The organism is Gloeocapsa sp. PCC 7428 (assembly GCF_000317555.1).
Classification (GTDB): Bacteria; Cyanobacteriota; Cyanobacteriia; order Cyanobacteriales; family Chroococcidiopsidaceae; genus Chroogloeocystis.
Window position 1 is genome coordinate 5,201,103 of sequence record NC_019745.1, and the last position, 21,959, is coordinate 5,223,061.

General features: G+C 42.8%; 17 protein-coding genes and 1 pseudogene. 8 read left to right on the forward strand and 10 right to left on the reverse strand.

Annotation, left to right across the window (positions count from 1 at the left end; genetic code table 11):
• Positions 1-135 precede the first annotated feature (135 nt).
• The 4 genes from ispG to nrdJ all read right to left on the reverse strand — a co-directional run bounded on the left by ispG (position 136) and on the right by nrdJ (position 6,028).
• On the reverse strand, positions 136-1,362 hold the full coding sequence (gene ispG, locus GLO7428_RS22885; protein WP_015190967.1) for a (E)-4-hydroxy-3-methylbut-2-enyl-diphosphate synthase: 1,227 nt from the start codon (positions 1,360-1,362) through the stop codon (positions 136-138).
• Positions 1,363-1,727: 365 nt separating this feature from the next.
• The gene (locus GLO7428_RS22890) at positions 1,728-2,018 is read right to left on the reverse strand and encodes an RNA-binding protein (protein WP_015190968.1); all 291 of its coding nucleotides are present in this window, start codon (positions 2,016-2,018) and stop codon (positions 1,728-1,730) included.
• Positions 2,019-2,418: 400 nt separating this feature from the next.
• Positions 2,419-2,637, reverse strand: coding sequence for a hypothetical protein (locus GLO7428_RS22895; RefSeq protein WP_015190969.1), 219 nt, complete (start codon positions 2,635-2,637; stop codon positions 2,419-2,421).
• A gap of 118 nt (positions 2,638-2,755) precedes the next feature.
• Positions 2,756-6,028 carry a ribonucleoside-triphosphate reductase, adenosylcobalamin-dependent gene (nrdJ, locus tag GLO7428_RS22900; protein WP_015190970.1) on the reverse strand — a complete coding sequence of 1,091 codons (3,273 nt, stop codon included), beginning with the start codon at positions 6,026-6,028 and terminating at the stop codon, positions 2,756-2,758.
• Between the two features lie 251 nt (positions 6,029-6,279).
• On the opposite strand from nrdJ, the pseudogene GLO7428_RS22905 reads away from it, so the two are divergent.
• A pseudogene (locus tag GLO7428_RS22905) lies at positions 6,280-6,987 on the forward strand (Uma2 family endonuclease).
• A 48-nt stretch (positions 6,988-7,035) separates the two neighbouring features.
• Positions 7,036-7,620 (forward strand): Npun_F5749 family FMN-dependent PPOX-type flavoprotein, encoded by a 585-nt coding sequence (locus GLO7428_RS22910; RefSeq protein WP_231295520.1) that lies wholly within the window; start codon positions 7,036-7,038, stop codon positions 7,618-7,620.
• Here GLO7428_RS22910 and cysE read toward each other — a convergent pair whose 3' ends face one another.
• Positions 7,621-8,403 carry a serine O-acetyltransferase gene (gene cysE / locus GLO7428_RS22915; protein ID WP_041918739.1) on the reverse strand — a complete coding sequence of 261 codons (783 nt, stop codon included), beginning with the start codon at positions 8,401-8,403 and terminating at the stop codon, positions 7,621-7,623.
• A 247-nt stretch (positions 8,404-8,650) separates the two neighbouring features.
• Between cysE and GLO7428_RS28065 the strand changes: the two genes are divergently transcribed.
• Positions 8,651-8,812, forward strand: a complete 162-nt coding sequence (locus tag GLO7428_RS28065; protein ID WP_155823845.1) for a hypothetical protein — start codon at positions 8,651-8,653, stop codon at positions 8,810-8,812.
• Positions 8,813-8,897: 85 nt separating this feature from the next.
• Positions 8,898-10,442, forward strand: coding sequence for a bifunctional phosphoribosylaminoimidazolecarboxamide formyltransferase/IMP cyclohydrolase (gene purH / locus GLO7428_RS22920; RefSeq protein ID WP_015190973.1), 1,545 nt, complete (start codon positions 8,898-8,900; stop codon positions 10,440-10,442).
• 8 nt (positions 10,443-10,450) lie between these two features.
• Here purH and GLO7428_RS22925 read toward each other — a convergent pair whose 3' ends face one another.
• Positions 10,451-11,008: a Uma2 family endonuclease gene (locus tag GLO7428_RS22925; RefSeq protein WP_015190974.1), complete on the reverse strand. Its 558-nt coding sequence runs from the start codon at positions 11,006-11,008 to the stop codon at positions 10,451-10,453.
• 159 nt (positions 11,009-11,167) lie between these two features.
• On the opposite strand from GLO7428_RS22925, the gene GLO7428_RS22930 reads away from it, so the two are divergent.
• Entirely contained in the window at positions 11,168-12,058 is an 891-nt protein-coding gene (locus tag GLO7428_RS22930) for a GNAT family N-acetyltransferase (protein WP_015190975.1), read from the forward strand.
• A gap of 13 nt (positions 12,059-12,071) precedes the next feature.
• On the opposite strand, the gene GLO7428_RS22935 is transcribed toward GLO7428_RS22930, so the two are convergent.
• The 3 genes from GLO7428_RS22935 to leuS form a co-directional block, all read right to left on the reverse strand.
• Entirely contained in the window at positions 12,072-12,719 is a 648-nt protein-coding gene (locus GLO7428_RS22935; RefSeq protein WP_015190976.1) for a Uma2 family endonuclease, read from the reverse strand.
• 38 nt (positions 12,720-12,757) lie between these two features.
• Positions 12,758-13,639: a UTP--glucose-1-phosphate uridylyltransferase gene (locus GLO7428_RS22940; protein WP_015190977.1), complete on the reverse strand. Its 882-nt coding sequence runs from the start codon at positions 13,637-13,639 to the stop codon at positions 12,758-12,760.
• Positions 13,640-13,704: 65 nt separating this feature from the next.
• Complete coding sequence (gene leuS, locus GLO7428_RS22945) at positions 13,705-16,287, reverse strand: leucine--tRNA ligase (protein ID WP_041918740.1); 2,583 nt, start codon at positions 16,285-16,287, stop codon at positions 13,705-13,707.
• Positions 16,288-16,821: 534 nt separating this feature from the next.
• Between leuS and GLO7428_RS22950 the strand changes: the two genes are divergently transcribed.
• A complete protein-coding gene (locus GLO7428_RS22950) occupies positions 16,822-17,805 on the forward strand; it encodes a GGDEF domain-containing protein (RefSeq protein ID WP_051038527.1) in 984 nt (327 codons plus the stop codon).
• A 92-nt stretch (positions 17,806-17,897) separates the two neighbouring features.
• Here the strand turns inward: GLO7428_RS22950 and GLO7428_RS22955 are convergent, their stop codons facing one another.
• On the reverse strand, positions 17,898-18,596 hold the full coding sequence (locus GLO7428_RS22955; protein WP_015190980.1) for a hypothetical protein: 699 nt from the start codon (positions 18,594-18,596) through the stop codon (positions 17,898-17,900).
• Positions 18,597-18,737: 141 nt separating this feature from the next.
• Here GLO7428_RS22955 and GLO7428_RS22960 point away from each other — a divergent pair, with 141 nt between their 5' ends.
• Entirely contained in the window at positions 18,738-19,391 is a 654-nt protein-coding gene (locus GLO7428_RS22960; protein WP_015190981.1) for a Uma2 family endonuclease, read from the forward strand.
• 126 nt (positions 19,392-19,517) lie between these two features.
• On the forward strand, positions 19,518-21,950 hold the full coding sequence (gene ppsA, locus GLO7428_RS22965; protein WP_015190982.1) for a phosphoenolpyruvate synthase: 2,433 nt from the start codon (positions 19,518-19,520) through the stop codon (positions 21,948-21,950).
• Positions 21,951-21,959 lie beyond the last annotated feature (9 nt).

Sequence of the window (21,959 nt, forward strand, 5' to 3'; positions counted from 1 at the left end):
CTCAGTGAATAGGGTTCGGATACTAGGGGTCGGGGGGCTGAAATTAAAAAATTTACGAAGGATAAATATTCTTCACTATTCCTTCACCATTCTTAATTTATTCAACAATTTCCCAAACCCCTAATCTTTAACAGTTTATGGTTCTACCCACCGTCCGTCTGCTTTAATTAGATTGATTAACTCTTCAACGCCTTGAGCTTCAGGAACGCGCTTGATTTCATCTCGACCTCGATACAACGAAATGTAACCAGGTTGCTTACCGACATAGCCATAATCTGCGTCTGCCATTTCTCCTGGTCCATTGACAATACAACCCATGACAGCAATATCCAAGCCCGTCAGGTGTTTCGTTGCTTCGCGTACTTTGTGTAATACCTCTTCTAAATTGAACAAAGTACGACCGCAAGAAGGACAAGCGACATACTCTACCATCGTCTTGCGTAAGCCAAGAGCTTGTAAAATGCTGTAGCAAACCGGAATTTCTTTTTCCGGTGCTTCGGTGAGTGATACGCGGATCGTATCGCCAATTCCTTCGGCTAAAAGCGTTCCAATACCTGCGGTGGACTTGATGCGACCGTACTCACCATCACCCGCTTCGGTGACACCGAGATGCAACGGGTAATCCATACCTAATTCATCCATTCTTTGCGCCATCAAGCGATAGGCAGCAAGCATGACAGGAACGCGTGAAGCTTTGAGGGAAACGACTAAGTTACGAAAATCTAATGATTCGCAGATGCGAATGAACTCCAAGGCAGATTCTACCATGCCTTCGGGTGTATCGCCGTAGGTAAACAACATTCTTTCGGCAAGCGAACCGTGGTTGACACCGATGCGCATTGCTTTACCTTGGTCGCGCAAGGAGATGACTAAGGGTTCTAATGTTTCGCGAATTTTTTCACCGATTTCATCAAATTCGGCTTGCGTGTATTCTGTTCGGTCGGTCTTTGGTTTTTCAAATACGTATAACCCTGGGTTGATTCGCACTTTGTCTACGTGCTTGGCAACTTCTAGTGCAATTTTCATGCCATTGTGATGCACGTCCGCAACAAGTGGTACAGGCTGATAAGTTTGATGTAGTTTTTGTTTGATTTCTGCTAAGGCTTTAGCATGAGCCATACTGGGTACAGTAACTCGGACAATCTCACAGCCAATTTCGTGCAAGCGCCGAATCGCAGCAACGGAGCCATCTACATCAAGTGTGTCTTCGTTAATCATCGATTGCACCACGACGGGATAGCCACCGCCAATAGTGACATTGCCAACTTTCACCGGACGAGTTTTGCGGCGATGAATTGTGGTGTCAGTTAATAGCCCAGAGGTTGGGTTAATCGTAGTTGATGGAGTAGGCAAGGTTTGCATAACGCTGTCCGCTGGTTACTTGCGAAAGATTCAGATATTCCTCTCTGTTTTTCAGAGTGCCACACTTGTGTCAAATTTGGTGGAAACAGCGCTAGTTTAAACTATAAGAATGCACGATTGGCAGATATAACAGCGGTCGGAGGTCGAAGGTCAGATTCTTCAAACGCTAGACAGGGTAGCGGTTTGTGTTAGAACGTAGACCTTAATTGCTACATAACGAAAATGCTCGAATAAAAATAGCCGACTTGCTATGGTATCTTGTTTATGTTCCATAACTTGCCGGAGCAATTCAATTTATAAATTTGTAACTTCTAGTTAAATTTCAGCCACTATCGCTTTCGCTAACTAGTGCTAGTAAAAGTTAATTAATATTCGTTTCTGCGCATACCTGTACCATTACGTCGGTTGTTTTCTTCGCGTGGTTTAGCTTTGTTAACTCTCAGTTGACGTCCCATCCATTCAGCACCGTCTAACTCGGTGATTGCGGCATCTTCTTGGGCATCTTCTGTCATATCAACAAAGGCAAAGCCGCGCATCCTACCGGTTTCTCGGTCGGTCGGCAAGACAATTCTTTTCACTGTGCCATACTCTGCAAATACTGCTCTCAAGTCGTCTTCTGTGGCGCGGTAGGAGAGGTTTCCAACGTAAATAGTCATATCGATCACGTAAGTCTGAACAGAAGCTAAAGTTCAGTTACTCAAGACGACCTTATCTAGGAGGCTTGCCAAGAGTGCAGTGCGTCTCATTTACCAGTGATAGAATTTCCAGCTTGGCAACCGAGTCGGCAGCGTCTAAAACTCAACCAATGATAGGACTGAACTTACGCATACGGTTTTATCATATCCTATTCACTCAGTTATCAAAGGTTACTTGCATTACAAAGACTATATGTTTTGTATTAGTTTAATTTCTTTAATTACGCTTAAATACATATAGTAATGTGGCAAGTCTTATAAGTGCGTTTCAAATACGAGTGATTAGGATATGTTATGTTTACTGCTCCTTAAATGCGGTCGAAGCCTACAAAATAGTTAAGCGGCGATCGCCTCAATATAATTACTCGATTGATATCGACTGAGGACCAGCTGTTTTGCCGTTTTGTGGCTGACTTGTTGGCGATACGTAAGTCGTGTAACCTAGTTGTTGATCCAGCCAGCTTTTTACAGGGTCTTCTCCCAAATTTAGCCGCAACAAGCCAGAAAAGAAACCACCTAAAAATGAGCCTGGGTGCTGAGTCAGTTGTTGGAAAATTGGTTTGAGTTCATCTCCAAACATAATAAATATCTTTCCTGTGTCCTTGATTGCCTTTTATTCTAGCGTCTGCCAATGCTGACTAACCTACATAAAGGTGACACAAGCCTTCCTGACTAATAAAGAAGGCTCATATGTGCAGCTAAACAGGTTTCTGCTCGGAAAACAAACATTTATCAGAATCACACCCCGCAGGTCCTACCTCGGATAAGTCTTTCGCGTCGTATTGAATGAGTGCTGACTGAAAATCGTTGGTGCGGCGTTGCGTTTTTACTTGTTGCATTAATTCATCATATTGCTGTTTAGATATTGGTTCAAAGGGTAAACGCGGAAACGTTTGATGATCGTCGAATCGCGCTAGAAGTGCGGCGGAGATGTAGCCTTCGTTATTTTTGATAGCTTCGTAGATGCGAGTCCCTAGTGCTTCGACTTCGTTTTCTCTTAGTTCGATTGTGGCAGAGGTGTTGTGCGAGACATAATACTTTTGAACTTGCATATAAAAATCCATTTGAGCGATCGCACTAAACTGACTGATATCAATTTCATCCGCACCTGGTAAATCAGCCCAAGGTACAGCTACAGGAATTTCGACTAACCACTCGGTACAACGCGGATCGAAGGGATCGTTAAGCAGATTGCCATTTTCGTCTTTATCCGATTGCGATGGAACAACGTTGTAGCCGTAGTCAAGACAAGCTAACGCCACAGGATCGTGACTGCGGAATGTAATCCGGCGAATAAAGCGCTGTGACTTAGGTGGATGCCAACCAGGAGAAGCACCTGTCAATAAAGATTTTGTGCCTGAGGGTTGCACGGTTGTACAGCGGTTCGGGCGTTTGATGTTGTGGCGATCGCAATATTCCCAAATTATCTGATGAACAATGTCTTTCCACCGACTAAGATATTCTTGCTCTTTTTGTTTGTATTCTAAACCTTTTGATGTTTCTGGTCTTCCTGCTGTCCACCAATGCAACCAATCGACACCGAAAGCACGAACAAAAAAGTCAAATAACCCTGTAAAAGATACACCAACAATTGGGTCTAATTCGCGCGATTTTTGATAGCGTGGTTCAATAAATTTGTGGTTCAATAACGTGGCAACTGAAAGCGCACCTGCGGTAAATGCTTCTGCTTGTTCTTGATGGTTATTCGGGTCAATTTGATTAAGATGGATCTCAGACAAATTGCAATTTCCAGTTAAAGTGTTGCCAAAAACTCCCTTGTGGAATTCTGGCTCATTGAAGCAATAAGTATCATGACAGCCTGGTAACTCTTCTACGCTTTTGATGACTTGCCATTTTCCTTTTGCTGTAGGCTTGCATCCTTTACTTGTATCCAATCTCTGACAAGGAATTTGATTGCAATCAGTAATCTGCAAATAGTATAGATCTTGCGATCTTTTCCCTAAATTTGTTGCAGATGCCTTACGAGCCATCATGTTTACCGATGAGTGAAGCCCGCACTTGGATAAAAGTAACTGTAGTCGATACGCTCTTTCGTAGTCAGCAATATAAATTCTAATGCCATTTCCTTGAGTATTAGAACCATCAGTATCAGCTAGCCCAGCTATAAAAGCAAGAATTGCTTGCTTGTTCCATAAACCAATTATATTTAACGCATCAGCTTGTGTTTTCAAGCGGTACAAAAGTTCTCCTGAAAACCCTAAATCAGTGATGTCTACAAAAGATGGCAAGTAATCATAGTTTCTTAGAGGAGATTTTTTTCCAGAAACTAAAAGTTCAGATTTCTTGGTGTATAGTCTAATTTTTGCGTTGCCATTTTGATCTAAAGTTCCGTCACCTACAGCTACTCCTAATGTATAAGCATACGCAGGATCAATAGCTTCTCCATCTTGATATTCAATTACAAATGGTTCTGTATGAATTGAGTATTTGCTATGCGATAATAAATCTTTTGTCTGGACTTCTTCATAGCTTTTACCAAATCTATCTTTAACAAAGAATCGATGGTATTCTGTGACATCTAAATAAGAGCCATCACCAAATCTAACTCTATATAATTTCTGTCCAGTATTAGTTTGAAATGGAACAACTTTGCTCCAGCGTTTACCATTCCAAATTTCAACTTCTTCACCAACAATATCTTGAATTTTATAAATACCTTGGCGAGTAATTAGTAAAGTTTTTCCTGATACACAATGAAAATTTGCGCCAGTGATCTCGCCGCAAGGATTCAGAGCATATCTTGATAGTCGGTGTGCGATTTCTTCAGGTGGAAATTCATTAAAGCGATCGCGTAACCATGCTCTTGCTTGTTCTTTACCGTGATTATAAGCTTGCAGAAATTCGGTTTTGAGTTGAGGAGTTGTTAAGATATCTGCATTTGCACGAGCGATCGCTTCGGGTGCGTATTGAATTGCCCCTTCGCCTGAATAATACTGGTTGCGTACGGCATCAACACATTCATTTAATGTTGGTTGACGATGAAACACGCGCGTATGATTTGCCATTCGTAACGCATCGCGTTCGGGATCGATTCGCCAGTTACCATTCTCATCTTGTTGCCACAAATTACTTTTGGCTTGAGCGAATAATTCATCGTCGCTGTCACCTTGACGCATTCCCGCACTTCTTCTAACATTTCCGGCAACGACGACAACAGCGGCTTCATCGATTAATAAACAACATTCTACAGAATTAAGTTGGCGTCCTACGGCTTTATTGAGAATTGCGGCACAACGTTGATATAATTCGGGTAGCTTGATCGGATTAGCAACACCGCCAAAGCCTTTGAGAAGTTCACCAGCTGGGCGTACATTACGCAGATCGACGCGGACATTGACTTCTCCTGCAAATTGTGCATCGCTGGATAGTTCGAGAAGCGTTTGATATGATTTCACCCAACCTTGACGACTGTCGCCGACGTAGATTGTGATATCGTTGCCTGCAATCTGAATTTCAGTAATTTCTTTGCGTTCGAGTGCTGGTGTTATCCCAATTTCTCCAGTAATCGACACGTTTAAGCGATTGCGAATTGGTGGTAACTGATGAATATACTGCGGTTCGAGAACAGCACCAGTACCACAACCCATCATTGCGAGATCCATCATCAAGCCAAACGCCCGCCAGTCAGTGACGTTTGTACTTGTACAGTTATAGGCCCCAGAAAAATTTTCTTGCTTTTCGATCCATTCTGTGCCACCAACCCATAACCAACGTCCACTCGGAAGCGCTTTCATCTGGTGCTGCATTTTAGCTAGTACCGCGACTTCAGCGTCGGTGAGTTTACCTAATTTGACTAAACCTTTGAGCGTGCGATCGCAGACTTCTTCCCAGCTTTCGCGTCTACCATTTGGCTGGCGACGGCTGTACGTTCTGAAAAATACTGGATTAGCAGCAGGCGCAGTTTCAGGAAACTGGCTAGTTTGGTTAGTACGCTCAAGCTCTCGAACCATAGAAGAGTGGTGTTGGTTTGGGACAGATTAAGACTATACGCGAATTCCCAAGGCGGTTCAAGAGTTCGAGTATTTGATATTCAAATCATACAGTTTTTCATATATAGTGTTTAAGAGGTTGCATTCTCGAGAGTATTGCGCTAGCAGTAGCGTATGGACATGGATGGGTTAAGCAACTGCGTGAGGGCGTTGAACGCTTGTCAAGCTAAGATCCTAATTGAGTTGCCCTTAATGCTCGTGTAAAGGCGGTTATGGTACAACAGTATGAGCCATGGCAATGTTTGCCCACATCTGCTGAACTGCCTGATTCTGATGACACTCCAGTGGATAGTGAACTACAAAACCTCATCCCCAATCTTTTAGCAGCTATCTTAGCGCTCGTCTGGGCAGATCGCAGTGATTGGTTTTTTGGTGTTGATATGGGAATTTACTACGCCCCAGGAGAACCACCAATTGTCCCTGATGGATTTTTGAGTTTAGGTGTCGATCGCTTTGTGGGCGAATAAGGGCGTTTAAGTTATGTTTTGTGGGAAGAAGACAATAAAGTTCCTCTATTGGCTTTAGAAGTCGTTTCTAAAACTTATAGCGGCGAGTACGAACAGAAAAAGATTGATTATGCTCGCTTGGGTATTTTGTACTATGTTATTTATGCTCCAGGCAGAGGTAAACGTCGTAAGCGGAAAGTATTAGAAGTTTATCGCCTGGTTGATGGACAATACGTGCTACATGATGAACCGTATTGGATGCCCGAAATTGGCTTAGGAATTGGAAGAGAACAAGGCACACACCAAGGTTGGACGCGCGAATGGCTTTATTGGTATGATGCAGCAGGAAATCGATTACTTACCCCAGAAGAAGTAGCAATGCAAGCAAGCAATCGCGCCACTTTAGCAGAACAACGCGCAGAACGTTTAGCCGCGAGATTACGAGAGATGGGAATTGATCCTGATAGTCTTTGATACGTTATTACTTGTTTATTGAGGCATGATGGCATTAGATAAACGTATTTGGAGATAATCATTGTGAGTCCTTGGCGATCGCCTCTAGCGCGTGCATTGCATAAAAATTCGCAGCCGGTTTCTCGGTATTTACAACTTGCAACGGTGCGCTTGGATAATCGCCCTGCGAATCGTACTGTTGTCTTTCGCGGTTTTCTGGAAGATACCGATCAATTAAAATTCATCGTCGATGCGCGTACGCAAAAACCCGAACAAATTGCATACCAACCTTGGGCGGAAGCGTGTTGGTACTTTGTTGACACCCGCGAACAATTTCGGATTGGCGGTTACTTAAATTTAGTGGGCGAAGATCACCCCAACGCAACGTTACAGCAAGCACGTTACAAAACTTGGCGCGAAGTTAGTGATGCGGCGCGGTTACTTTTTGCTTATCCTCATCCTGGAAAACCAAGAGATGATTCAGGATTTGATGTTCCACCACCGGATGCAACTCAACCGTTACCGCATTTTTGTCTATTACTACTCGAACCGATTGAGGTAGATCACTTAAAACTGCGTGGCGAACCACAAAATAGATATTTCTATACTCGCAACAGCGATCGCACTTGGTCTACACAGGAGATTAACCCTTAATCAAATTCCAGCGCCGTCAAGAAACTCTTGAATCGCTTTATTTTTTAACTGACACGCTGCACCTTGAGTTGCTGGTATTTCTTCCTGAATAGGTGCTAATGTTGCTTCTTCCGCAGCAATTGAAATATGATACACAGGTGCAGGAGTCTGCTTGTGCTGTAGCTGTTCCACTTGTTGTTCTAGCGATTCTATGCGATCGACCAAAGCGCGAATAACTTCCGCTTCTGAGTCGGGTAAGCTACCATGTTCTAAGGGATCGACACGAACACCAGAGCGATAAATCACGCGTCCTGGTACACCGACAACTGTACAGTTAGAAGGCACATTCCGCAGAACCACTGAGCCTGCACCAATTCGTACATTATTGCCAATCTCGATATTCCCTAAGACTTTGGCACCTGCGCCAACGACGACGTTATCACCTAACGTAGGGTGACGTTTGCCGCTTTCTTTACCTGTACCACCAAGCGTGACTCCCTGGTAAAGCAAAACATAGTTGCCTACAATGGCTGTTTCCCCGATGACAACTCCCATACCGTGATCGACAAAAAAGCCTTTGCCAATCGCTGCGCCTGGATGAATTTCAATACCTGTAATGAATCGTGCTATAAAAGAAATCAGGCGAGGAATAAAGGGAATGTTGATTTTATATAGCTTGTGAGCTATCCGATGCAAGATAATTGCTTGCAAGCCAGGGTAGAAAAATAACACCTCCAGCCAGTTACGTGCTGCCGGATCGCGCTCGAAGATAATCTGAAAGTCAGCAAGCAGGGTAGAAAACACCTTATAATACCCACTGTAGGCAAAACATTTCACAATTTATCTTAGCGTTTTCTGTAGCTTGACAGTCAAAAATTTAAATTGGAAGTACAGCAAAGCAGTATCCGAGTTGTGATTATTTTTTTAACGAACTGAATCGCGATAACGAGAACTCAGAGAAAACAAAAAGGTGTTCGTGGATAATTTAGGATTGCAACTGAGTGCAATCGCCGCTATGAAGTAAGTCTGATTGCAAAAAAAATCAATCATCATGCCACCATTTTTATTAATTTTGTTTCTACTGTTTGCGGCAAGTTGGACAACGGAAATATTTGTGTTGACTCCGCTAACTTTTATCCGAGAGTTTCATCTACCGAATATGCTGATTTGGGGCGCGATCGCGCTAGTTTTGTTCTGGTGCTTTGGAGAATGAGTTGCGAAGTGGTAATGGTGCATTGAGATTGACACTTATAAAAAATGATATGATTTTCAACTCGGAACTAAGGAAGTTGTGAACTATGGCACGTCTGGCACTGCTAAGCGTATCGGATAAAACAGGGTTGGTTGATTTTGCTCGCAGTTTAGTTGCAGAATTCGGCTTTGATCTGATTAGCAGTGGTGGTACAGCCCAAATCCTGAAAGATGCAGGATTACCAGTAACAAAAGTTGCTGATTACACGGGTTCGCCAGAAATTTTAGGCGGAAGAGTCAAAACATTACATCCACGCATTCATGGTGGAATATTAGCGCGTCGTGATGTTGCGCAAGACGTTGCAGATTTAGAAAATAACCAAATTCGCCCGATTGATTTAGTCGTCGTTAACTTGTATCCATTTGCAGCGACGATCGCTCAACCTGATGTCACTTTACCCGATGCGATTGAACAAATTGATATCGGTGGTCCTGCTATGCTGAGAGCAGCGGCAAAAAATTACGCTCATTTAACAGTATTGTGCGACCCTACGCTGTATGAGGCTTATCTAGAAGAATTACGGCAACACGATGGCAATGTATCTCTTGAATTTCGCCAAGACTGTGCGATTAAGGCATTTTCTCACACATCGGGTTATGACCAGGCGATCGCATCTTACTTGGTAGGGGCGAGGGGCGAGGGGCGAGGAGTGAGGGAAGAATATATGCTTTCAGGGACGCAGTTGCAGCTTTTACGGTATGGGGAGAATCCGCATCAGGAAGCAATTTGGTATCAAACTGGTAGTGATTTGAGTGGCTGGGCGGCGGCTACAAAACTTCAAGGAAAAGAACTGAGCTACAATAACTTAGTAGATTTAGAAGCAGCGCGGCGAATTATTGCTGAGTTTACAGATACTCCTGCTGCGACAATTATTAAACATACGAATCCTTGCGGTGTTGCCTTGGGAAATTCGCTTGTAGAAGCATATACCAAAGCTTTTAATGCCGATTCTACTTCGGCTTTTGGTGGAATTGTTGCACTCAATCAGCCGATTGATGCGGCGACTGCAACTGAGTTAACGAAGACGTTTTTGGAATGTGTGGTTGCACCTGGTTGCGACGCAGAAGCGCAGGAGATATTAGCGGCTAAATCTAAAGTGCGTGTTTTGGTTTTACCTGAGTTAAATGTAGGCGCAAAGGAAACTGTAAAAGTGATTGCGGGTGGATTTTTAGTACAAGCGGCGGATGATATTGTTGCTGATCCGCATCAATGGCAAGTTGTCACGCAAAAGCAGCCTACACCAGAACAATTAGCAGAATTATTGTTTGCGTGGAAAGTATGCAAGCACGTTAAGTCGAATGCGATTGTTGTCACGCGCGATCGCACGACTGCGGGTGTCGGCGCAGGGCAAATGAATCGTGTCGGTTCAGTGCAAATTGCTTTGGATCAAGCCGCAGAAAAAGCGCGTGGTGGATTCTTAGCAAGTGACGGTTTCTTTCCGTTTGATGACTCGGTAAAAACTGCGGCGACTGCGGGAATTTCTGCGATCGTGCAACCTGGTGGGAGTCTGCGCGATCAAGATTCGATCGATGCGGCAAATGAGTTAGGTTTAATCATGGTATTTACGGGAATCCGCCACTTTTTGCACTAATCAAAATATCAGGGAAAAATTTTGTCTACCTCTAGATAAATGTCAGAAAAAGTTGTCAAGTTGAGGATAGTATGTTTATCTTGAGTAGATTTGTGTTGATAAGTTTTACTTTTAGGTTCCCTAAAAACAATAACTTTTTCATTTTTAACATCAATAACCCAGTATTCAGGAATACCCGCATCTGCATACAACGCTGCTTTTTTGTTGCAGTCGTAGTTTAATGTACGATCTGCTACCTCAATAACAAGAAAAACATCATTTGGAATAGGATGTCTGTCAATGTAATCGCGGGAATTTATTTTGACAACCGCGATATCAGGTTCGGGTTCTGAACGATTATCAATATGAATTGGTTCTTGAACTCGAATATCGGCTTTTTTAGTGAGAAGATCGCGTAATGTATCCGCAGTGCGCTTTGTAATTGCTGAGTGCGGTGGGTTTTTAGCCGCCATCTTGAGAATTTGCCCTTCAATCAATTCTACTCGTTCATCTGGGTGCAAAATTCCCAGATCTGCCATTTTGTGATACTCCTGTACCGTAAATAATCTTGTTTGTGTTGTAGTCATAGATAAATTTGCTTGTATTATTTCGTACTACAATATAACCAGAGAAAGTTTGGTAATGGGCAATTAGTGACTTGCGAGCACTAATCAATAACTTAATTGAGCAATTGAGTTTTACCTACTGCGTATGATGTTTGGCTTATTTATATCCACCTGATAATTATGAGTTTATATCGCTTTGAGCAGTCTTTTAGTGCAGATCCTACGCTGAGTAAACGTTTATTTGCTCTACTAGACACTGTATTTTCTGATTTTGGTTTTGATATCAACAGTCTAGCCAACGCGGCAAAAGAATTGGGCGCACCTTGGGAAACGGCTTCAACTCCGTTTATTCGGTTTCATAATGATATTGCAATCGCACACGTAGGCGTTTTAGAAATTCCGCTGCTGATTATGGGAGAAAGCATGACAGTAGGAGGAATTCATGCTGTAGCAACGCATCCTGAATATCGTCGTCGCGGGTACTATCGGGAAATTATGACAGAAGTACTGGATTACTGCGATCGCCATTATAAAACGTTAGTATTGACAACATCACAACCCGAATTATATGAACCTTTTGGCTTTCGTGTTGTAGAAGAACACAAATTTGTGGCACAGTGTGAGGTAAAAGGGAGTAGCGATCGCTTGCGCTTATTAAATCTTTCCGACTCAAACGATATCAAAATACTGCATCGACTTGTAGAAACTCGTACACCCGTCTCGAATGTTGTTGGAGTTTTGCCGCAGCAGGAGAAAGCTTTATTCTTTGTAAATGAAGCAAGTCGCCCTCTGTGTTATGCAGAAGATTTAGATGTGATTTTTTGTATGGAGATTACAGATACTCAACTCCAGCTTTTTGACGTAGTAGGAGCCACTATCCCCACATTAGACGCGCTTTTAGCAAGAATCCCCCAGCCTACTGAAGAAATTATAGTTTATTTTAGTCCCGATCACTTAAATGCAACTTTTCAAGCGATTCCTCACGTCCTAGACGAGGCATTTTTGATGGTGCGTGGCAAGTTTGCAGCTGAAGGTAAGGAATTTATGTTACCGCGTTCTGCGCGTTGTTGAAGTGCGATCGTCGCTAATATTGCGCTCGAAGAATGTTTTCAAACTCTCGTAATGCAACACTAGAACCTGCATTCCAAGCACGCTCTACATATACAGGAATCAGTTCTTTGACAGGAATCGTTGGAAATAGCGAACTTTGCAAGCTTTCTTGATACTGCTGCCCATCAAAAAGATAAATATTAAGTGTTTGGTTGCGATAAATCCAAAGTTCCGGAACACCAATAGCTGTATAATCTTCAGGTTTTGTAAATGATGTCAAATCTATTTCAAGCGCTAAATCAGGAGGCGGATCGCTTTCTAAATCAATTCTTTCTTTTCCTAAGATTGCTTCGCGATTTTGAATATAAAAGCAAGCATCTGGTTCTAACCCTTTTTGCTCGAATCGCTTTAGTGTAAGTGGATCAAAGCCTTCCCAGTCTTGCTTGAGGTGTCGCAGAAGACTTTTGACTAAATCAGAAAGTGTATCAGATTTTTTACTATGTTCGGGCAAAGGTGCCATGATGCGAATCTCGTGCGTTATTGCGTCAAAATAGATTTTAATTGCTGCTTTATCTTGACGACTTGTTAATAACGCTTGGTAGTCTATCCAGGATTGGTGGCGTAAGATTACTTCTGCGCCTGGTGGTAAATCAATACTGTCTTTGCTAATGGTTAGATGCATTTTTCAATTTAAAGTAATGTATTATTTAAGTATATGCATTAAGAATGCTTTCCTCTAAAATCAATCATTGTTTGGAGATAAGCATCGGGCATTCCTGTATCAAAACAACGTCCCTTAACAATGTAGCCCGTCATTCCTTCCACTTGACGTAAGCTTTCTAGCGCAGATGTTAATTGAAATTCGCCGCGATCGCGGATATTATTCTTAATATGTTCTTCTAGAAAATCAAATAGTTTTGGCGATAGTGCGTATAAGCCAAATATACACAAAAATTCATCTTCAGGTATTCGCTCTACACGTAAATATTGACGCGCATATTCAATCGATGGTTTCTCGTAGACTTGCGTCAGATTAAGCAGTGAATTTTGTTGCCAAGTACCTGTAACGCAACCAGCTTTATAAATTATTTCTGCTGGCATTGTTGTTAATCCAATTGTATTTTGATTAACTAGGTTATAAATTTCTAAAACTTGTGCAGTACATGAGTTTTCAGTATCAGAAGCGTAAATATGATCGCCTAGCATTAATAGAAAAGGTTCGTTATTTACCCAATCTCTGGCACAGAATACCGCATGACCGTAGCCTTCTTGTGTATCTTGTGTCAAGATTGTAACTTTGCTACCTAAATCTTGGAGATATTGGCTATATTCTTGATTTTGTGGTGATAATTTTTGGAGAAGTTCTGGTTTGGGTGGTGATTTAAAAAAGTCTTCAAAGAGTAGGCGATCGCTTGTTTGTACGATGATACCAATTTCTTCAATTCCCGCGCTAATTGCTTCTTCCACAATTATTTGAATAACAGGTTTTGCTCTTCCATCTTTGTCGATAATCGGAAAGAGTTCTTTTTTAATAGCTTTGGTTGCTGGGAATAAACGAGTACCGAACCCTGCTGCGGGAATTACCGCTTTACGAATTTTCATAATGGAACGAACCACAGAGGCACAAAGAACGCAAAGGGTGATACCTCTGCGCTTAGGACGAACACTTAGCCTACGACGAAGTTGACAAGTTTACCAGGTACGACGATAACTTTTTTCACTTCTTTACCTTCGATGTAACGCTGCGCGGCTTCGGATTCGCGGGCAAATTTTTCCAACTCAGCTTTATCGGCTTGCGCGGGTACTTGTAAGTCACCGCGTTTTTTACCATTGATTTGAACCACTAACGTGATTTCGTCGGCGACTAACGCTGATTCGTCGTATTGCAACCAAGGTTGGACGTGAATTGATTCGGTGTTACCCAAACTGTGCCACAATTCCTCAGCGATGTGAGGTGCAAAAGGTGCTAGTAATATCAATAAGGTTTGAATACCTTCAGCATAAATTGCCGAGTCTTTGCACTGTGCCTCAGCAAGCGCGTTGCTTAATTTCATCAACTCAGAAACGGCGGTGTTGAATTGGTATTCGCCGTCTAGGTCTTCAGTCACGGCTTTAATTGCAGTGTGAATCGCGCGTCGTAGTTCTTTTTCGGGTTTGGTTAATTCTTGTTGACTAATGACTGCTGGCTGATTGCTGTAATCGTTAACTAAACGCCAAACACGATTTAAAAAGCGGAATTGTCCTTCAACGTCAGCATCTTCCCACTCTAAGTCTTTTTCCGGCGGTGCTTTGAATAAGATAAACATCCGTGCAGTGTCTACACCATATTTGGCTAAGACTTCTTCAGGATCGATACCGTTGTATTTGGATTTAGACATCTTTTCGTAGAAGACTTGCAACGGTTCGCCTGTTTCGGGATCTTTGGGATCGTTAGGATCGACTTGTGCGGGTGGAATATATTTGCCTGTTATGGGGTTTTTGTACGTTGTTCCTTGCACCATTCCTTGCGTTAAAAGGCGTTGGAAGGGTTCGTCAAAGTTCAATAAGCCGCGATCGCGCAACACTTTAGTAAAAAATCGCGAGTACAATAAGTGCAAAATCGCGTGTTCGATACCACCTACATACTGATCGACGGGCATCCAGTCATTCGTTTTTGCAGAATCAAACGCTTGTAGGTCATTGTTAGCATCGGGATAGCGCAAGTAATACCACGATGAGTCAATAAACGTATCCATCGTGTCAGTTTCCCGCTTAGCGGGTGTTCCACAAGTAGGACAAGGGACATTTACCCAGTCTAATTGTGCTAGAGGCGAACCACCACGACCTGTAAATTCGACGTCTTCTGGCAATTCTACCGGCAAATCCTCATCGGGAACTGGAACTATGCCACAGTTAGGACAATGAACCACGGGAATGGGTGCGCCCCAGTAGCGTTGTCGCGAAATTAACCAATCGCGCAGGCGATACTGAACTCGTGCATGACCAAAATTATGCTTCTCGGCGTGTTTGACGATCGCTGCTTTCGCATCTGTCGAAATCATGCCATCAAATTCCCCTGAATTTACCACAATGCCTGTTTCTACATCAGCCGCCGTTAAAGGTGCTGAAGCATCGCCGTTTTCGGGAATAATCACAACTTTAATTGGCAAATTCTTTTCTTGGGCAAATTGGAAATCGCGCGCGTCGTGGGCGGGAACTCCCATCACAGCGCCTGTACCGTATTCGTACAAGACATAATCTGCGATCCAAATCGGAATTTCTTCACTTGTGAACGGATTAATTGCTTTACCACCTGTCGGAATTCCTCGTTTGGGTTTATCTTCGGCGGTACGTTCTAATTCACTTTGGTTGGTAACTTCTTGCACAAACGCTTCTACCGAGGCTTGTTGATCGGGTGTGGTAACGCGCTGGGTTAAAGGATGTTCGGGTGCTAAGACAACATACGTTACGCCATAAACCGTGTCAGGGCGTGTTGTGTAAACGCCGATTTTTTTATCTGAACCGACAATGGGAAATTCCAAGTAGGCACCGATTGATTTACCAATCCAGTTTGCTTGCATCAACTTGACGCGATCGGGCCATCCTGGTAGTTTATCTAAATCGTTGAGTAGTTCTTCAGCGTAGTCGGTGATTTTCAAGAACCACTGACGTAATAATTTACGCTCAACTTTCGCACCACTACGCCACGATCGCCCTTCGCTGTCTACCTGTTCGTTTGCAAGTACGGTTTGATCGATCGGGTCCCAATTGACTGCGGCTTCTTTTTGATACGCTAGTCCTGCTTTGAGAAATTGCAAGAAAATCCACTGCGTCCACTTGTAATAATCGGGGGAACACGTCGCGACTTCACGATTCCAATCGATTGATAAGCCTAGGCGTTGAAGTTGCGATCGCATCTGGGCGATATTTTGATACGTCCACTTCGCGGGCGGAATTCCACGATCAATTGCTGCATTCTCTGCGGGTAAACCAAACGCGTCCCAACCCATAGGGTGTAGCACCCGATAGCCTTGCATTCGCTTCAATCGGGCAATAACATCTGTAATTACGTAATTACGAACGTGACCCATATGCAAGCTACCCGATGGATAGGGAAACATCGATAGCGCGTAAAATTTCGGCTTAGCACTATCTGTCTGAGTTTGGTCTAAACCAAGCTCTACCCAAGTTTGTTGCCACTTTTCCTCGATCGCTGCGGGGTTGTAACGCGACTCCACGAAAGTCACTCCTGATATTGTCTCTGTCACCATATTTTAAATGGTTATCGCTGCAAATATAAGGATTTTGTCTGCCACTGTAGTCAGCAAATTACTCAACATCTAAAAAAACACATCACTTTTTCTGACTTTTTCTCACTCTAATCTTCACTGACTTTTTTTAAAATTTTGCATAGCTGATATAACAAGTATCAAATTTTGATATAAATCATAGTTTCGCTGGTGACAACACCTAGTTCTGTGAGTGATAATACGTAAGCACAAGGAATCATATATTACTTATTCTAAATATATTGACTGTTTTGAATCTTTGTATTTTATAAAAAAATAAACTCAAAAACTATGTATTCTATAGAGGAATATATGAACTGATGAATTTAATCCTGAATATTTATTGATAACTTATAACATAACTATAATATAAAATTGTCTGCAATAAGTATTTTAATTTCAATGTTTAGGCTATCGAAAATAGTAAAAATATTTATTTTAAAATTGATTTAAATGTGTGTATTACCTTTAATTGCTGGAGTTCCAAATATTAAGTTTGAATCTATAGATAGCATCATGCATCCTTCCATTCTAACCGTTGGCGAGAAAGACTTTTTTGCCAAGTTGCCATACCAGATTCGTTATGGAACAGGTTTTACTGTAGAATTTGCTGCTGATGTAAGCGAAGCACAAAATTGGATTGAGGTTCGACCACCTGATATCCTCATGGTACAGGCTGGATTAGAACAGAGTTTAGACCTTTGCCGCTGGCTCAAACAGCAAACACCACTATCATGGATATACTGTATTCTTGTCGAGGATCGCGCACAACTTATTGCCGAAAAAAAACGTGCTAGCTGGGATTGGGAACTTGATACAACCGCGACAGCTTTAGAAGAAGCCGCAGATGCGTATGTATGGCTACCGGAGGATAATTTAAATCTAGAAGATAGTACGCAGCCAATTACACGTCTTTTACTTGCACATATTCAAGTTGGTTTGCGGAAAGTTAAAAAGTATCGCGATCTGCTTCAAACTAATAATGTATTATCAACGATCGCCTATATTGATCCGTTAACAGAACTCAGTAATCGCAGGGCTTTGGAAAGTAATTTAGTTCGCCAAATTCGCACTAGCCGGAACTATGAAACACCGCTAAGTGCTTTGATGCTGGATGTTGATTATTTTAAAGTTGTCAATGATACATACGGGCATTTAATCGGCGATCGCATTCTCCAGTTACTGAGTTCGCGTTTACGCTACAATTTGCGATCGCAAGATATTCCCTTTCGCTATGGTGGTGAAGAATTCGTTATTTTGCTGCACAATACTGATTGTCAAGATGCACTAGTCGTTGCCCGTCGATTGCAACAGATTGTCAGCGGACAAATGTTTGTCATTGACAACACTTTGTCGATTCCGATTACAATCAGCATTGGCACAAGTTGCCTGCGAGCATCCGACGATTCTGAAGGCGTACAGTTGTTAGCACGCGCTGACGAATATTTGTTGCAAGCCAAAGCCGCAGGCAGAAACTGTATTATAAACTGCAATGATTAGTTACTAATGGTTAGGTTTGAGTTTTGCGTTAACCTCGTTATTAGCAGCTAGTCACTAGACACTCTTCACTTTTATGCCCCTGTGCTATATCACTAAATAACTGGACTTGACGTAACGGTTAACGAATCAATCAAATTACGACACTCAGCAACATCCGCACGTTGTCGCATTGCGTTAATTAACGCTTCGTATGCTGCCCAATTTTGTTGTAGCAAGTTACGCGCTTGTAGGCTGCAAAATCGTTGTTTGAGTTCCACACTCGCCGCAGAAAATCCTAACGAAGAAAGTACCGTATGCAGATGCTGGCGATCGTCAGCGCCGCCTTCAGCGCGATCGTAGACTAACGTTTCCGCTGCGACTCCTGCCATCCAGATTGTACAGTAGCGATCTAACAATTGCGTTGAAATTGTACCTTGTGCAAGTTGCGATGCAACTTCCGTATCGTCAAAGCTTACCCCGCCTTGTCCTGGTTGTTTCTGTTTTAAAGCTTCCCAAGCACTTAAGGCGTAGCCTGTTACGGGAATTCCTAATAGATGTGCGACTAGAAAATGTCCAGCTTCGTGACGAACGATGCGATCGCGGTGTTGGGGAGAAAAACTGGCAAACCAGTCTAATACTAAAGTACCTCCCTTGCCTTGTAAACTGAAACTATCTAACGTGGCTAGCCCTAAGAGACTAAAAGTGGCGATCGCGGGAAGTGTAGGAGATAAGTTAAACATTGGTCCGAGCAACGCCGTCATTGTCATCAAAAATATGGCGATCGCCGTTAAATTAAGTGCAGTTTGACTCATTGTGCGATTTTATTTCTAATTGTAACGATTCTTAATTATCAGATTATCTTGCAGAAGCTTGGCGATCAAGAACACAGCGATAGAGCAAGACGTTATTGAAGCAACATAATCAATATTCGACGATACTGGAAGCTTGCGGCAATGGTTAATCCACCTTCAGTCTTAAACACCGTTCCTACTGATACCTGGGTAGAAGCTGCTTGGGAAGATTTTCTGACATTTGCGGACGATCCGACTTTGGTAAGTGGGAGGTTTTACTACGATGAAGGCTACATGAGGATTGAAATGTCCCCATTAGGTTCGGCACATGGTCAAGATAATTCAATTGTTTCTACAGTTATTGTCTTATATGCAGCGATTAGAAACATTGCAATTAAAGAATTAACAAACACCAGTTTTAGAAAAGCCGGTTCGCGAGAAGCACAGCCCGATCTCGCATTTTACCTTGGAAAAAACTTGAGATTTCCACCGCGCAACAATGCACCTGTGAACTTAAATGAACTCGATCCACCAACGCTCGTTGTCGAAGTTGCGGCTTCCTCCTTAGAAGACGACACTACCCGCAAACAAAAGCTTTATCAACGCATGGGCGTGCAAGAATACTGGGTTGTTGATGTCAATGCAAGTAAAGTGATTGCTAGTTGTTTAACACCAACACAAAGTCATTTCATTCGCGAATCACAAGTTTTACCAGGACTAGACATTAATTTAGTAGAAGAAGCCCTGAAGCGTTCTCAGAAAGAAGATGATGGCGCAATTAGTCGGTGGTTGATTGCCACACTCACTCAGCAGTAATCTTAGCGCGACCTCACAATTTCCTCAAGTTGTTTTCCTATAACTAAAAGTGTAGGAATGAGAAGCAAATTGCATCTCCACACAAGCTTCTCACAATAATTGAGCTTGATGAGAGGAAGTTGATTGATGTTGCAGACTACGGTTGCTCAAACTGCTGGTAAGCAAGCTTTAGTGTTGGACTTAGATAAAGTTAGCCTAGCGGATCTTGCTCTAGTCGGTGGCAAAAACGCTTCATTGGGAGAGATGATCCAGCGACTATCTACCCAAGGAGTTAATGTTTCGAGTGGTTTTGCTACCACCGCAACGGCTTATCGCTACTTTATTGAGTCGGCTGGGATAGAAGCAGAATTACGCCAGTTGTTTGCAGATTTAGATATTGAAGATGTGAACCAACTGCGACAAAAAGGTAGACAAGCGCGTTCATTGATTTTGCAAACACCATTTCCCACAGAACTTGAAGACGCGATCGCTGCTGCGTATGATAAGTTGTGTCAGCGTTACGGTTTTGATACCGATGTTGCGGTACGTTCTAGTGCTACTGCGGAAGACTTACCCGACGCAAGTTTCGCCGGACAACAAGAAACTTATCTCAACGTTCATGGCTTAGCCGCAGTTCTCGATGCTTGTCATCGATGCTTCGCTTCGCTTTTTACCGATCGCGCGATTTCCTATCGGCAAATTAAAGGATTTAACCACTTAGATGTTGCGCTTTCTGTCGGCGTGCAAAAGATGGTGCGATCGGACTTAGCATCTTCAGGAGTCATGTTCTCAATTGATACCGAATCTGGCTTCAAAGATACAGTGCTTATCACCGCCGCGTATGGTTTAGGGGAAAACGTTGTGCAAGGAATGGTGAACCCTGATGAATACTTGGTGTTTAAACCAACCTTACAAGCAGGTTTTCGCCCGATTTTAGAAAAGCGCCTGGGAACAAAAGAACTCAAACTTATCTACGATGTTGGCGGTTCTAAGCAAACAAAAAACGTTCCTGTACCTCTCGATGACCGGATGCAGTTTACACTTAACGATGAAGAAGTTCTGCAACTCGCGCGTTGGGCTTGTTTGATTGAAGATCATTATTCCCAAGTGCGGGGAACTTTCACACCGATGGACATCGAATGGGCAAAAGACGGTATTACAGGAGAAATGTTTATTGTCCAAGCACGTCCTGAAACGGTGCAGTCGCAAAAACATCAGAATTTATTAAAAAGTTACTCGCTACAAGAACACAGCCCAGTTCTTGTAAAAGGGCGGAGTATTGGCGAAGCGATCGGTCAAGGAAAAGTCCGCGTGATTCTGGATGTCCACAAACTCGATCAGTTCAAAGCTGGAGAGGTTTTGGTGACGTATAAAACCGATCCTGACTGGGAACCAATTATGAAAAAAGCAAGTGCGATCGTCACGAATCAAGGTGGGCGCACGTGTCATGCAGCCATTATTGCTCGCGAGTTAGGAATTCCAGCGATCGTCGGTACGGGGAATGCAATCAGCGTACTCAAATCTGGTCAAGAAGTCACCGTTTCGTGTGCCGAAGGTGAAGAAGGTAAAGTTTATCAAGGTATATTACCTTATAAAGTTCAAGAAGTCGCGCTAGAAAATTTACCGCGTACCCGCACGCAAATTACGATCAACTTGGGTAATCCTGCGGAAGCGTTTGGTGTTGCTGCGATTCCTAACGATGGTGTCGGGTTAGCACGATTAGAGTTTATTATCGCTAACCATATTAAGGTGCATCCGTTGGCGTTGGTTCACTTTGACGAACTTCCAGAAAATGCGATTAAAGATGAAATTGCCACGTTAACTTGCCAATATGAACACAAGCCACAATACTTTGTTGATAAGTTAGCGCAAGGTGTAGCAACTATTGCAGCGGCTTTTTATCCAAAACCTGTAGTTGTTAGGCTATCAGACTTTAAGAGCAATGAATACGCTAATCTCTTGGGCGGAGGTGATTTTGAACCGCAAGAAGAAAACCCGATGCTAGGTTGGCGGGGAGCATCTCGATATTATAGCGATCGCTACCGCGAAGGTTTTGCTTTGGAATGTCAAGCGATCAAAAAAGTGCGAGAGGAAATGGGCTTGACAAATGTCATCTTAATGGTTCCATTTTGCCGCACGCCCGATGAAGGACGCAAAGTCTTAGTTGAGATGGCAAAACACGGCTTGGTACGCGGTGAAAATGATTTACAAGTCTATGTGATGTGTGAGTTACCTAGCAATGTGCTGTTAGCCGAGGAATTCAGCCAAGTTTTTGATGGTTTTTCGATTGGTTCTAACGATCTAACGCAACTTGCATTAGGCTTAGACCGCGATTCAGCAATGGTTGCAGATTTATTTGATGAACGCAATGATGCGGTGAAAAAATTAGTGCAAATGGCGATCGCATCTGCTAAAAAATCCAAGCGCAAAATTGGTATCTGCGGTCAAGCCCCCAGCGATTACCCTGAATTTGCCCGTTTCTTAGTCGAACAAGGAATCGATTCAATTAGCCTTAACCCCGATTCTGTTCTGAAAACACTCCTACAAGTCGCTGAAGTAGAAGGAATAGTCAAATCATAAAATTCCAAT